The 15,418-nt window shown below is 27.8% G+C and carries 12 protein-coding genes and 1 CRISPR repeat array; all 12 genes read left to right on the forward strand.

Annotated elements, in window-relative coordinates; genetic code table 11:
* The first annotated feature begins 17 nt into the window (after positions 1-17).
* The 12 genes from H9661_RS13145 (at position 18) to essC (ending at position 15,214) form a co-directional block, all read left to right on the forward strand.
* Complete coding sequence (locus H9661_RS13145; protein WP_341480430.1) at positions 18-890, forward strand: helicase-related protein; 873 nt, start codon at positions 18-20, stop codon at positions 888-890.
* Complete coding sequence (gene cas4, locus H9661_RS13150) at positions 887-1,378, forward strand: CRISPR-associated protein Cas4 (protein ID WP_191769275.1); 492 nt, start codon at positions 887-889, stop codon at positions 1,376-1,378. The genes H9661_RS13145 and cas4 overlap by 4 nt, the downstream gene beginning before the upstream one ends.
* Positions 1,379-1,387: 9 nt before the next feature.
* Positions 1,388-2,386 carry a type I-B CRISPR-associated endonuclease Cas1b gene (gene cas1b / locus H9661_RS13155; RefSeq protein WP_191769278.1) on the forward strand — a complete coding sequence of 333 codons (999 nt, stop codon included), beginning with the start codon at positions 1,388-1,390 and terminating at the stop codon, positions 2,384-2,386.
* The gene (gene cas2, locus H9661_RS13160) at positions 2,386-2,676 is read left to right on the forward strand and encodes a CRISPR-associated endonuclease Cas2 (protein WP_191769280.1); all 291 of its coding nucleotides are present in this window, start codon (positions 2,386-2,388) and stop codon (positions 2,674-2,676) included. Before cas1b ends, cas2 begins: the two co-directional genes overlap by 1 nt.
* Positions 2,677-2,849: 173 nt before the next feature.
* Positions 2,850-5,029: direct repeats of the CRISPR family, unit length 30 nt; unit sequence ATTAACTATTAACATGAGATGTATTTAAAT.
* 163 nt (positions 5,030-5,192) lie between these two features.
* Entirely contained in the window at positions 5,193-5,990 is a 798-nt protein-coding gene (locus H9661_RS13165) for an amino acid ABC transporter substrate-binding protein (protein WP_143315324.1), read from the forward strand.
* A 65-nt stretch (positions 5,991-6,055) separates the two neighbouring features.
* Positions 6,056-6,697 carry an amino acid ABC transporter permease gene (locus tag H9661_RS13170; protein ID WP_191769328.1) on the forward strand — a complete coding sequence of 214 codons (642 nt, stop codon included), beginning with the start codon at positions 6,056-6,058 and terminating at the stop codon, positions 6,695-6,697.
* 11 nt (positions 6,698-6,708) lie between these two features.
* Positions 6,709-7,392, forward strand: coding sequence for an amino acid ABC transporter ATP-binding protein (locus H9661_RS13175; RefSeq protein ID WP_143315323.1), 684 nt, complete (start codon positions 6,709-6,711; stop codon positions 7,390-7,392).
* 132 nt (positions 7,393-7,524) lie between these two features.
* Positions 7,525-7,884, forward strand: coding sequence for a hypothetical protein (locus H9661_RS13180; RefSeq protein WP_143315322.1), 360 nt, complete (start codon positions 7,525-7,527; stop codon positions 7,882-7,884).
* A gap of 162 nt (positions 7,885-8,046) precedes the next feature.
* Positions 8,047-9,327, forward strand: coding sequence for an FHA domain-containing protein (locus H9661_RS13185; protein WP_185966723.1), 1,281 nt, complete (start codon positions 8,047-8,049; stop codon positions 9,325-9,327).
* A gap of 18 nt (positions 9,328-9,345) precedes the next feature.
* Positions 9,346-10,395: an AAA family ATPase gene (locus H9661_RS13190; protein ID WP_143315320.1), complete on the forward strand. Its 1,050-nt coding sequence runs from the start codon at positions 9,346-9,348 to the stop codon at positions 10,393-10,395.
* Positions 10,396-10,407: 12 nt separating this feature from the next.
* A complete protein-coding gene (locus H9661_RS13195; RefSeq protein ID WP_143315319.1) occupies positions 10,408-10,680 on the forward strand; it encodes an EsaB/YukD family protein in 273 nt (90 codons plus the stop codon).
* Positions 10,670-15,214 carry a type VII secretion protein EssC gene (essC, locus tag H9661_RS13200; RefSeq protein WP_143315318.1) on the forward strand — a complete coding sequence of 1,515 codons (4,545 nt, stop codon included), beginning with the start codon at positions 10,670-10,672 and terminating at the stop codon, positions 15,212-15,214. Before H9661_RS13195 ends, essC begins: the two co-directional genes overlap by 11 nt.
* Positions 15,215-15,418: the final 204 nt, after the last annotated feature.

Raw genomic sequence — 15,418 nt, forward strand, 5'->3', positions numbered from 1 at the left:
TAAATAAAAAGATACTTATTGAATTTATAAATAAGCAGAGTGCCTATAACTTTTATAGAAGTTTAAAAGAGGATGAGGATTTTGATGAAGTTCAGTTAATGACAGGTGATGATAATACCATAGAAAGAAAAAGAATATTAAAGCTTGTTAAAGAGAAGAAAAGTATAATTCTTGTTTCTACTCAGGTAGTTGAAGCTGGAGTAGATATTGATATGGACATAGGCTACAAGGATATTTCAAAACTTGATAGCGATGAGCAGTTTATGGGAAGAATCAATAGGTCATGTAAGAAAGATGGAACAGTTTACTTTTTTAATTTAGATAAGATGGAGAGTATTTATAAAAATGATATAAGAGCAAACAAAAGTCTTAGTCTATTAGATGAAAATATGAAGGAAATATTAGTTGATAAAAATTTTGAAAGCTATTATAAACCTGTTATTGAAAAACTAAAAGAGGATTATAATGAGTCTTTTAGTGAAACTAATATAGAGGATTTTTTTGTTGAAATTGTAGGTAATCTGAAGTTTAAAGATGTAGAAACTAGAATGAGATTAATAGAAGATGATAGATGGCATATGTCAGTTTATTTATCAAGTGAAATTAAAAAAGATGATGGAACAATTTTAGATGGAAAAGCTATATGGGAAGAATACGAGGAATTATTAAAAGATAACAAACTGAGTTATTCAGAAAAGGAAGTAAAGTTATCTAGAGTAAGAAGTTTAATGAATAATTTCATATATGAAATAATGAAATGTGACACTTTCCCATATACTCAAAAGATTGGAGAGTTGTACTATATCGAAAATGGAGATAAGTACTTTGATGATGGAAAGTTAAATAAGGAAAGATTTATAAGTGGAGTGGGTGACTTTATAGAGATATGATAAATGGAACATTAATAAATTATTATTTTCATTGCAAAAGACAATGCTATCTTCATGGGAATAGGCTTAACTTAGAAGATAATAGTGAACTTGTTAAAATAGGAAAGGCTATTCATGAAGAGAGAAGTGAAAAAACAGATAATGCAGAAATTGCTATAGAAAATATAAAAGTAGACAAGTTAACATCAGAATATTTAACAGAAGTAAAAAAATCAGATGCTGACAAAGATGCTGCTAAGTGGCAGCTTACATATTATTTAAAAGTGCTTAAAAATAAAGGGATAATACGTAAAGGTAAATTGGAGTTTGTTGAGAAAAATAAAAAGGACAAAAAAGTAGTATATGTAGAATTAACTGATGAAATAGAAGAAGAATTAGAAAATTATATAAATGAAATTAATGAATTACTATCAGGTGATAATATACCAGGTGTCTTAAACAAACCCAAATGTAAAAAATGTGCCTATTATGAGTATTGTTATATTTAGGAGGATTTTATGGGAAGTACAAGATATATTACATCTATGGGAGAGCTTATACGAAAAGACAATTCTTTATGCTTTAGAAAAGATGGTAAAAATGTTTATATACCAATAGAAAATACAAAAGAAATATATTGCTTAAATGAAATAAGTATAAATACAAAGTTATTAGACTTCTTATCAACCAATAATATTGTTGTACACTTTTTTAATTATTATGAAGGGTATAGTGGAACTTTCTATCCAAGAAATCAGTACAATAGTGGAAAACTCTTAGTGAAGCAAGTCGAAAAATTCAATAATTCTAGACTAGATGTGGCTAAAGCTATTGTTAGTGGTATAGGTGGAAATATTAGAGAAGTATTATATCATTATTACAAACATAATAAAAAAGAGGTGAAGGGGACTATTGATTGGATAAAAAGTGAATTTTATAGAAGAGTAGATGAAAGCACAAATATAAAAGAACTTATGGCGACAGAAGGAGAAGTGTGGCAAAGATTTTATAGAGATTTTAAGAGCTTTTTACCATCGGATTTCATAATGAATAAAAGGGTAAAAAGACCTCCAGATAACCCAATAAACGCATTAATATCTTTTGGTAATACATTGTTATACACAAAAACAATTTCAGCAATTTATAGAACTCATATAGATCAGAGAATAAGCTTTTTGCATGAACCATCAGAAGGCCGATTTTCCTTAAGCCTTGATATAAGTGAAGTGTTTAAGCCAGTTATAGTTTATAGAACAATTTTTGATTTAGTGAATAATAAAAAACTTCAAGTTGCAAAACATTTTGATAAGAAGGTTAATTATTGTCTCTTAAATGAAGAGGGGAGAAAAATATTTATAAATGCATTTGAAGAAAGATTAGAATCGGCATTTGAACATCCTAAACTTAAAAGAAGAGTAACCTATAGAACAGCTCTTAAATTAGATTGCTATAAGCTTATAAAATTTATTATGGAAGATAAAGAGTTTATTCCATTTAGAATTAAGGAGGGGATGTAGTGGGGAAAATAACAAATTACAATTATGCTTTTGTATTTTATGATGTAAATGAAAAGAGAGTTCAGAAAGTATTTAAGATTTGTAAAAAATATCTATCACACTTTCAAAAGTCAGTATTTCGTGGAGAGATGTCTCCATCAAAATTAATAAGTTTTAAGAAAGATATAAATAAAGTTATAGATAAGAGTGAGGACTTTGTTTGTATTATAAAACTTATGAACGATAATGTTTTTGGAGAAGAAGTCTTAGGTGTTTCGGCAGGATCAACAGGTGAAGACCTAATAATATAAATTTACCAAGCTAATTTAGTTTCGCATTCATAGAAGCCTTAAGAAATAAGGGGTTTCATAATAATATAAAAAATTATAGATTTATAATAGTGGGTTGGTAAATTTTTTATACAATGGCTCTATTACTGAAGTTGGATATGATATAATAAAGTAAGAATGAAGAAATTACAAGCATTAACTATTAACATGAGATGTATTTAAATTTTAAATTCCTTATTGCATAATCTACTGCTTGCATATTAACTATTAACATGAGATGTATTTAAATTATCGAAAAGTTCTGTAAAAGTAATATGTTCATATTATTAACTATTAACATGAGATGTATTTAAATTCGAAAAAATAATTTACAGGTACATTTAACGCTTTATTAACTATTAACATGAGATGTATTTAAATGCAAGTGTATATCTTTCACACATATTAAAATCATTATTAACTATTAACATGAGATGTATTTAAATAAAACATTTTTATTATCTAATTTTAAGAAATATTTAATTAACTATTAACATGAGATGTATTTAAATTGGGTTTACTCCTTTCTATATTCTTCTATCTGCAAATTAACTATTAACATGAGATGTATTTAAATTATTAAGCGCCTACTTTCTTTTGACAACTTGTGCATTAACTATTAACATGAGATGTATTTAAATTTGTTATGTGGAAGAAAAAAGAAGTTAAAGAGATTAATTAACTATTAACATGAGATGTATTTAAATTAAAGATATATGCAATGGAGTGTATAGTGTTATGAAATTAACTATTAACATGAGATGTATTTAAATTTTTTATAATCTACAGCAAATTTGATATTATATAGAATTAACTATTAACATGAGATGTATTTAAATGTTATATATCTTTTTGAACCGTCCTGTGCATCATATTAACTATTAACATGAGATGTATTTAAATAATCTACAAATTGCTTAACACATTATTGGTGTAAATTAACTATTAACATGAGATGTATTTAAATAAGTGTTAGTGGTAGTAAACTTCATTATGTTTTTTTATTAACTATTAACATGAGATGTATTTAAATTAAGCTAATACATTTGCATAAAAAGGATTTTTAACATTAACTATTAACATGAGATGTATTTAAATTTAGGAAGTATGAGCCGGGCTGCCATATATGTGGATTAACTATTAACATGAGATGTATTTAAATCTTCCTCCTTTACTTAATAAATCCTAGTGCATTTAATTAACTATTAACATGAGATGTATTTAAATGTAAAATTCCAAACGATTGGAGATTAGAGAGATCATTAACTATTAACATGAGATGTATTTAAATCAATAATAGCTAAAGAAGTTCCGATTGCAATAAGATTAACTATTAACATGAGATGTATTTAAATCTCTTTTTTCTGTTGTTTTAAGTACATAAATAAAATTAACTATTAACATGAGATGTATTTAAATTTTTTTCTAATAAATCTTGATAGTTTTTCTCTCTTTATTAACTATTAACATGAGATGTATTTAAATTTTGAAGCCACAGTTAATGATTTAGATGGTGAAAGATTAACTATTAACATGAGATGTATTTAAATCTTGCCAATGCTTTAGATACTACATTGGATAACCTAATTAACTATTAACATGAGATGTATTTAAATGAAAATAAAGGAGAGGTTAAAATGGTAGAACTAAAAATTAACTATTAACATGAGATGTATTTAAATATTATGGAGAGCGATTTAGAGTATATACGAAAAGTAATTAACTATTAACATGAGATGTATTTAAATAAGTTTTGCTGGAAAAGGAGGTACATATGGTTATGGATTAACTATTAACATGAGATGTATTTAAATTTAACTATATTGTTAAAGTAAACTGAATACCTTATATTAACTATTAACATGAGATGTATTTAAATTGTACACAATATAATTTATGTGTATTAAGACATTTTATTAACTATTAACATGAGATGTATTTAAATTTTATAGTAAAAGATAATGTTTTGAAACAACTTGGATTAACTATTAACATGAGATGTATTTAAATACATATAATTCCGCAGCTATATAACACTTCTAACGTATTAACTATTAACATGAGATGTATTTAAATAGGTAGTGGTAAGAGTTGTTTTGCTATCTGTGAAGATTAACTATTAACATGAGATGTATTTAAATATATAAATCAATACCAGTTCGTAAATTATTTTTTCATTAACTATTAACATGAGATGTATTTAAATGATGGAAAAGATATTAAATTTAGTGTAAACCCAGTATTAACTATTAACATGAGATGTATTTAAATAAGCCAGCTGGAATTGTTATTGGAAGAGTAAAAGATTAACTATTAACATGAGATGTATTTAAATAGACTTGGATTTTTTCTTTCTGATTTAATATCACATATTATTAACATGCCACATATTTACCATTCTCCTTAAAACTCACAAAATTTTTATTGCATTTAGCGCTTTAGTATGATAAAGTATTAAATAAGTAAGAAACATAAAGCATATTTAAGGGGTGGCAAAAATGAACTTAAAAAACTTATTTAAAAAAGGATTAATCATAACAATGATTGGAACACTAGCTATAGGCATGGTTGCTTGTGGGAGTGATAAGAATAAAATAAAAACTTTAGATAAAGACGAAATAGTATTAGGTTTTGATGATACTTTTGTACCAATGGGATTTAAAGGCAATGATGGAAATTACACAGGTTTTGATATTGAGTTATCTGAAGCTGTAGGCAAAAAGTTAAATAAAAAGATTACTTTTCAACCTATAGATTGGACAATGAAAGAATCAGAACTTAAGAATGGAAATATAGATTTAATCTGGAATGGTTATTCAGTTACTGAAGATAGAAAGAAAGAAGTTGATTTTTCTAAATCATACTTAAAAAATAGACAAGTAATTATTACTTTAGCCAATTCTAATATAAGTTCAAAAGAAGACTTAAAAGGGAAAAAGGTAGCAGCTCAAGATCAATCAAGTGCAATTGATGCAATAGGTGATTACAAAGATAACTTTAAAGAGTTAGTTACATTTTCAACTAATGATGAAGCGCTAAGAGATTTAGAAGCTGGTAGAAGTGATGCAGTAGTTGCAGATGAAATTCTTTCAAGATATTATATAAATCTTAAAGGTGAAACTAAATATAAAGTTTTAAGTGATGATTTTGGTGATGAAGAATACGCTGTAGGTATCAGAAAAGGCGATAAAGAATTCTTAGATGCGTTTAATAAGGCATATGAAGAAGTAGTAGCAGACGGAACAGCTTCAGAAATCTCTAAAAAATGGTTTGGTGAAGATATAATACAAAAGTAATTTTTAAAGTACTGGAAGGTGGATGTCCCTATATGAACACGATAATTGAATTTATTAATCAATCAATGAATACGACAGTGGAGTTAATGCCACAATTACTTGAAGGTTTAATAATGACTTTAAAGGTATTTGTACTTACTTTAATTCTTTCTATTCCACTTGGAATAGTAGTTTCATTAGGAAGAATTTCTAAGGTGAAAATAATAAAAAGCATAACAGGAGTTTATGTTTTAATAATGAGGGGGACCCCACTTCTCTTACAATTAGTATTTATATTTTTTGGTTTGCCTCTATTAGGTATAAATATAGAAAGATTTCTAGCGGCACTAGTAGCTTTTGTACTTAATTATGCTGCATATTTTGGTGAAATCTTTAGAGGTGGAATACTTTCAATAGATAAAGGACAATATGAAGGAGCAGAAGTTTTAGGTTTATCTTCAAAGGACACTTTCCTTAGAATAATATTACCTCAAGCTTTTAAGAGAATAATACCACCAGTGGCAAATGAGATAATTACTTTAGTTAAGGATACCTCCTTAGTATATGTAGTAGGACTGGATGAACTTCTTAAAATTGCAAAAGCAGCTTCTAATAAACTTTCTTCATTGCTTCCTTTGCTATTAGTAGGTGTTGTTTATTTATTACTTATAGCTATATTTACTAAGTTGCTTTCTAAAGTAGAAGAAAAATATAACTATTACGAGTAGGAGGAAAGACTATGTTAAAGATAACTGGGCTTAGAAAAAGTTTTAAAAATACTGAGGTCTTAAAGGGTGTTGATTTAACTGTAAAAGCTGGAGAGACTTTAGTTATAGTAGGTCCATCTGGTGGAGGTAAAACAACATTGTTAAGATGTGTTAATGCCTTAGAAAAAGCGGATAAAGGGACAATTGAGATAAATGGTAAAAAGTTATGTTATGAAGGAAAATATGTAGATAAAAATGGGCTTAAAGATATAAGAAGAGATGTCGGAATGGTTTTTCAAGGGTATAATCTTTTTCCTCATATGAGTGTTTTAGAAAATCTTATTGAAGCTCCTCAAAGGGTCTTTGGAGTATCTAAAGAAAAGGCCATAGAAAATTCCAGAGAAATTTTAGGATTTTTAGGTCTTAGTGATAAGGAAAATAATTATCCGTTTGAATTATCAGGAGGACAAAAGCAAAGAGTTGCAATTGGTAGAGCGTTAGCGTTAGAGCCAAAACTAATGTGTTTTGATGAACCGACATCAGCATTAGATCCAAGTTTAACTGATGAGGTGGGAAAGCTAATTAAAAGTTTAAATCTTAAAGGTATGTCTAATCTTATAATAACTCATGATATGGAATTTGCTAAGAAAGTAGCAGATAGAATTTTTTCAATGGATAAAGGAGTATTAAAGGAAGGCCTTATCTTTGAAGAGTAAATTCATATTTGTAAAAGGGTATAACAAATTTAATTGTTATATCTTTTTTTTGTTATGTCAAAAAGCTTGTTTAAGGATTTTAGAAGGTATATACTTATTATGTAAAAATATACAAATTACAGGGGGAGAAAAATGGGAATTAAAGCACAAAAAACAAAAATGATTGGAAGTTTACTAGCTGTTACAACTACATTTGTAATTGGGTACAATTTAATATTTTCTAAAGCTATTACTGTTCATGCACTGGAAGATATAAGTATAACTGTTAAGGATAATGTTTCGTTACAAGATAAAGAAAGTACAGATGAAACTTATAGAATAAATTTAGAAAATGCCAATAAAGCTATGGAAATTCTTCACAAGGATCATTGGAATATAGACAAATTTAAACCAGCACAAGATGCTATCAATAAATTACCTGAAGGTGATGAAAATAGAATAAAACTTCAGAAGGAATATGATGTTTACTGGATATTGAGAAGTATTTATTAATTATAATGTGTTTATAAAGCTATTTTTTGGTATAAGCTTATAGGACCATAGTCTTAAAATCTTAGGACTATGGTCACTTTTTTGCCCTTATTGAGGAAAAGGAACAAAAAACGGTTTATAATTTTGATATATACGGAAAAAAGTATATCTAGGAGGGATAGAATGAGGAACATGTTTAGTGAATATAGAGATAACTCAAGTATTAACTATACGTTGGATGATAGAAATATTTTTTCAGATGTTGGATATAAGGTATTAAGAAATGAAGATACCAATGGGTTTATTAAGTGTGTAAAGGTATCACATAATGGAAAATTAAAATTAGTATATGATATTTCAGGATATAGAGATCTTTTTACATTATCTAAAGAAATGTCTTTAGATAGTTTTTTTACAGTAATATCAAGACTATTATCCATTGTAAATGGTGTTAAAGAAAATGGATTTATGGAATATAAAAATATAGATTCTAGTATGAGCAGTATATTTGTAGATATAAACAATTTAAATGTTTATATGATATATCTTCCATTAAGTTATTATGGAGATAAGTCAGAAGAGACTTTTGTAAGTGAATTAAAAAATAACATAGTTCAACTTATGAATATTAATAGAAATCTGCAAGGGCAAAATATAAATATTTTAAGGAATAACTTATTGAGTTCAAAACCATTAGAATTTGTTTTAAAGGAATTAAATAACAGAGGTAGAAATGAAGAGATTAGTCAAATTTCTATTAATATAAATCCTAATGTTAAAAAGAAAAAATCACCTTTTGCAGTTTTCGAAAAGCTATTTTCTAAAAAGAAAGAAAAAACAAGTAATATGAATATGCAGAACATGAACATGCAAAACAGATCTGTTGAAGAGTATCAGAATAATTCAATCAATTCAATTAATCAACAACAAGGTAATATTAATTTTCAGCAAGCCAATCTTAATTTTCAAGAAGGTAATGGGAATTTTCAGCAAAGTAATAATAACTTTAACCAAGCAGTTGAACAACCAATTATGAATATGGCTCCTCCTATGGAACCTCAAACGCCTATGGGTAATTATATAAATAACCAGACATCAGCTGTTTCAGAGGAAATATATGATGAAGAAACTTCATTATTATATGATAAAAATGATAATGGTGGAAGTTTGGTTTTAAAGGGGATTAATACTCCAGTGCCAATAAGTTTCATAGTAGACAGAGATGAGTATCTTATAGGAGCAAGTAAAGATTTAGTTGATGGGTTTATAGGGTTTAATAAGGCAGTAAGCAGAAGACATTGTAAGGTTATAAATAGAAATGATTCGTATTATATTCAGGATGTGGGTAGTTCTAATGGAACTTTTGTTAATTCAAGGAGACTTAGAAGAGATGTAGCTACTAAAATAAGTTATGGAGATAAGGTTACCATTGCCAATATAGATTTTATGGTTATGGAAATGTAGATTTTAGGGGGGATTAGGATGAATAAACTATCAATTATGTTAGTTGACTTAGATGAAAAATATTTGATGCCAATTGAGTTGAAATTTATAGAAGAACTAGAAGATAAAGTGGATATTATAGTTATTTCAGATAAAGAATATTTGAAGGAGTATTTTAGTTCACCTAAAAAGGTCGATGTATTAGTCATTAATGAAAACTTATATACAGATGAGTTTGAAAAACATAATATAGGAAATACATTTATTTTAATGGAGAATGAAGGTGAAGGAAGCACTGAAAACCTTAATATCCATAGAATTTATAAATATAAAAGTGTTAAGAAATTGTATAGTGACATAATGAATAACAGTGTTACTAAATCAATGGAGTTATTAAATAAAATAGAAGATACCAAAGTGTTTATGGTATATTCACCAGCTGGCGGGAGTGGAAAAACAACAGTTGGCATTGGACTTGCAGCAGCACTTACAGGAGTAAATAGAAAGGTTCTCTATATAAGTACAGAAAGTTTACAAAGTTTTTATTTTACGAAAGATGAGAGATATTGTCAAAATGGCTTTGATAAACTGATGATTTCAAGAGAAGAAAATATACTAGATAGCTTAGAAAGTGTTATTGATAATAATATTTTTGATTACTTATTACCCTTCAGACAAGCACTTTCATCTATTAACATAAAGCTTTCAGATTATGAATTTCTAATTGATAAAATCAAGTCTTCTGGGAAGTATGACTATATTATAGTAGATACTTCTTCGGACCTTACAGCAGAAAAATCAATGTTAATGAGTAATAGTGATAAGGTTATAATTTTAGCTGGGCAAGGGCGTGAAGAGGCTATAAAGCTTAATTCTCTTTTATTTAATATAGATTGTTCAAATGAAAATAAATTTATATTTATATGTAATAAATACCTTGAAAGTAAAGAGAATTATTTAATTAAAGATGAATTTCTAAATAAATGTAACATAGTTGAATATATCGAGTATTTTAATCAAGAAAATATTACAGTCCAATTTTTAGCAAATAATGTTCACTTTAATAAGCTTGCATATATGATAAGCTAGGAGGAATTAGATATGAACAAAGCAATAATTAGATTATATATACATAAGAGAAATAAGAAAGTTGATATAGAAGTTCCTTTAGATATAACTGCTAATGATTTAGTTATAGCACTAAATAAAGCCTATAACTTAGGAATAAATACAGATAATATGATGGAAGTATATCTAAAATCAGAAAATCCAATAGCTCTCCTTAAGGGAAATAGAACCTTAGAAGATTTTAAGATTAGAAATGGATCGATTATAAACATTACAGGTGAGGAGAGAGATAATTTTGGACAATAAATATAAGATAGTCATTTCTGGTAAAGGTATATATAGGGAACATGTACTTGCTACCAATGATAGCAATATAATAAAGGTTGGAACAAATAGAGGCTGTCAAGTTAGATTTAAGAAAGAAAGGTTTTTTGAAAGTTTTGAATTTGAACTAGTAAAAACAGCTAAAGGATGGCAATTAAATTGTAGTAATTCTGTCTATTTTACTTTAGATGGTGTTATGAAATTATATAATAAAGAACTTGAACATGGTGATGAAATAATAGTAAAATATCAAAATTATAATGGAGAACTTTTTAAATTAAATTTCTTTATTGACTTTGATAGTGTAACAAAAAACTATGATAGAATAATTGATTTAACAGATGTAAAAAAATTAACTATCGGTGGCAGCGAAGATAATCATATTTTTATAGATGACTCCCTTTATAAACAAGGAACTGTTACCTTGTCTTGTGAAAATGGGGAATACTATCTTAAAGATAATAATACTAAGTATGGAGTTTACATAAATACAGAGAAGATAAAAGAAAAGAAAAAATTAAATAATTATGATTTCTTTATTATAGTTGGACATTATTTTTATTTGAAAGATCATAAACTTTATACAGATAAAGATGAGAGAATGCATATAAAGGCCTTGAATTATGTAGATGAAAAGATAATAAATAGTATGGAGTATCCTAAATTTAATAGGAGTACTAGGATTAAATATAAGGAACTAGATAATCAAATAGAGATTTTACCTCCAGAGCAGCTAGCAAAGGAGCAAAAGAGAAGCATACTTTTAGCTCTAATTCCAGCATTAGCTATGATGGGGATAACAGTTGTTTTAAGAGGAATGATGGGGGGGGGTGGCGCCTTTGTTTTATATAGCGTTGCTACTATGTCTGTAGGTGTAATTATGTCAATTGTAACAGCTATATCAAATGGAAAAGAATATAGAAAGAATAAAAAAGAACGTAGAGAAAAATATCTAGAATATTTAAAAGAAAAAGAACAAGCAATTAGAAAATGCAGAGAAAAAGAACTTGAAGTATTAAATAAAATATATAAACCTATTGAAGAAAATCTTGATAACATAAAAGGATTTAAGAAAGATCTTTTTGATAGGGATAGAAGAGACGAAGATTATTTGAATTTGAGATTAGGTACTGGAAGGCAAGCGGCTAATTGTAAGGTTAAAGTAACGCCACTTGAATTTAAGAATCTTGAAGATGATTTAGTTAGTATGCCTGAGCAAATAGAAGAAAAATATAAGTATATAGATAATAGACCAATAGTAGCTAAACTTCCAGAAATAAATGCATTAGGAATAGTAGGTCAATATGAAAGTTTGTATAAGATATTAAAAAACATTACATTTGATATAGTAGGAAGGCAATTTTATAAAGATGTTAAACTTTTCTATATGATTAGGGAAGATGAAAAGGCAAGGTTTAGCTGGCTTAGATGGTTAAGACATGTGGAAAATGATGATCTTGGCATAAGAAATATAATCTGTGATGATGAAAGTAAGAATTTATTATTTGAATATTTATATATCGAACTAGGAAAGAGAAGAGAAGATAAGAAAAAAGAATTTAAAGAGAATTTTATAATATTTGTTTTAGATAATAAGGGGATAAAAAATCACCCTATTTCAAAGTTTATTGAATCTTCTAAAGAATATGGTGTAACCTTTGTATTTTTAGAAGAACATGAAGAATTATTACCTAAGGGCTGTGATGAAATAATAAGGCTAAAAGACAATGCAAATAGCGCAGTTGTATTAAGCAGTATAAATGGGGAAGATAATCTTCAATTCAACTTTAATGAAGTAGCAGAAAATTTATTAGAATCTTTAGCTTTAAAGATAGCTCCTGTTTATGTAGATGAAGTTACTCTAGAAGGACAACTAACAAAAAATATATCTCTTTATGAACTTTTAGGGGTGTTAAGTGTTGATGAAATTGACATAGAAAAGAGATGGAGAGAATCTGTTGTTTATAAGAGTATGGCAGCACCTCTTGGTGTTAAGGCTAGTAAAGAAGTTGTATATCTAGATTTAAATGAAAAACATCACGGGCCTCATGGACTTGTGGCAGGTACAACAGGTTCTGGTAAAAGTGAGATCTTGCAAAGTTATATATTATCTATGGCCACACTTTTCCATCCATATGAAGTTGGGTTTGTAATAATTGACTTTAAGGGTGGAGGTATGGTTAATCAATTTAAGGATTTGCCACATCTAGTTGGAGCTATTACTAATATTGATGGTAGAGAAATAACGCGTTCACTTTTATCTATAAAGGCAGAACTTAGAAAGAGACAAGAACTTTTTGCTGAAGCTGAAGTTAATCATATAGATGCTTATATTAAAAAGTTTAAGGCAGGAGAAGCTAGTTATCCACTTCCACATTTAATATTAATAGTAGATGAATTTGCAGAACTTAAAAGCGATCAACCAGAATTTATGAAAGAACTTATTAGTGCAGCTAGAATAGGTAGAAGTTTAGGAGTCCACCTTATCCTTGCAACACAAAAACCTTCAGGAGTAGTTGATGAACAAATTTGGAGTAACTCAAAGTTTAAGCTATGCTTAAAAGTTCAAAATCAACAGGATTCAAAGGAAGTATTAAAATCACCATTAGCTGCAGAAATAAAGGAACCTGGTAGAGCATACTTACAAGTTGGTAATAATGAAATATTTGAATTATTCCAATCAGCATATAGTGGAGCATCAGCCGTAAATGATGATATGGGAAGTTTTAAAGAGTTTGAAGTAAATGAAGTTTCTTTATGGGGTAAGAGAAATACTGTATTTAAGCAAGAAAAGAAGAAAAGTGGAGAAAACAGTGAAAGTCAACTAGAGGCCATAGTTGAATATGTTAATGAGTATTGTGCTGAAAAGAATATAAAGAGATTGCCAGGAATATGTCTTCCACCTTTACCAGAACTTATTTACTTAAGTGACATAGAAGATATAGAAAAGAATGATATAACTACAGAAGTTCCAATAGGTATGTTTGATGATCCAACAAGACAATTACAAGCACCTGTAATATTAAACTTGCTTGAAGGAAATATGATTATAATAGGCTCATCACAATTTGGTAAGACAAGCATTCTTCAAACTATAATTAGAGGGGTAGCAGAAAAATACTCACCAGAAGAAGTGAATTTCTACATTATAGACTTTGCTTCTATGATACTTAAGAACTTTGAAACATTAAAACATGTTGGAGGGGTAATAACATCTTCAGAGGATGAAAAGCTTAAGACATTCACGAAGATGATAATTCAAGAGATAGCAAGACGTAAAGAGATATTATCAAGTCTTGGAATAAGTTCTTTTGCTTCATATAGAGAAGCAGGTTATAAGGATTTACCACATATTATTATAGCATTAGATAACTTTATAGCATTTAAAGAATTATATCCAGATAGAGATGAAGAACTATTAAATATAGTTAGAGAAGGTACAGCAGTTGGTGTAACTGTAATATTTGCTAATTCACAAACTAATGGAATCAGTTATAAATATATGACTAACTTTGGTAGAAGAATAGCATTATATTGTAATGATTCAAGTGAATATGGAGTATTATTTGATAAATGCAGAATGCAACCTAAAAATGTTCCAGGTAGAGCTATAATTTCTATAGATAAAAATATCTATGAATATCAAAATTATCTTGCTTTCTATGGTGAAAAGGAAATTGATAGAGTTCAGGATATGAAGAATTTCATAGAAGAAATTAATAAAAAGTATTCAGGAAAGGGTGCTAGAATAATTCCTGAAATACCAAAGCTATTAACAATGGAATATATTGAAGATAATTATAGTGATAGATCCTTTAGTAAATACGAGATTCCAGTAGGATTAAACTACAATAATATTGAAATAGAAACTATAGATTTGGAAAAGGTAGGATTCTTCTGTACAGTTGGTAAAGAAGGAAGAGGAAAGAAGACTTTACTACGTAATATCATGGAAAATCTACAAAAGAATATATATAGTAGTCCAGTAGAGGCTATGGTTATTGATAATATAGAAAAAGATCTTAGCTTTATGGAGGACTATGGATATACTTCAAGTTATTCTGTTCTATATGATAACTTTGAAGAGGTAATAGAGGATGTTCATGATAAACTTGAAGAACGTTATGATGCTGTTAGTGAATCAGGTAAGGAAGTCCTAGAGAAAATGCCATTATTACTTGTTGTAGTTAATAATAATGATGCTTTAGTCAATATTGGAACTAATAAAGAAGCAATGGATATGTTTAAGAAGATCACTAAGCAATATAGAAATCTAAAAGTATGCTTCATATTCAATAATGTAGAAAATTCACCGGTTTCTTTTGCATCAACAGAAATTCTTAAGATGATTAAGGAAAATAGAAAAGCATTCTTATTTGAGGATTTAGAAAATAGTAAATTATTTGATATGAATATGAATGTTGTTAGAAACTTTAAGAAGAAAATTACTGTCGGAGATTGTTATATCCTTGAAGAAGGTGAAGTGGTTAAGATAAAGGCAGTGAAAAATGAGTAAATAACTTATATATAATGATTGAACCATAGTCAAAAATGATATGACTATGGTCTTTTTTTACCGAAAAGCGAAGAATAGGACCATAGTTATATTGAAAATAGGACCATAGTCCATAAATGACAGGACTATAGTCACAAAATTAGAATTTTTAGGGAATTTGGTTTTTGTTTATTATATAATGAAAATACGGAAGACATTCCGAAG

The sequence above is a fragment of the Clostridium cibarium genome (assembly GCF_014836335.1).
Taxonomy (GTDB): Bacteria; Bacillota; Clostridia; order Clostridiales; family Clostridiaceae; genus Clostridium; species Clostridium cibarium.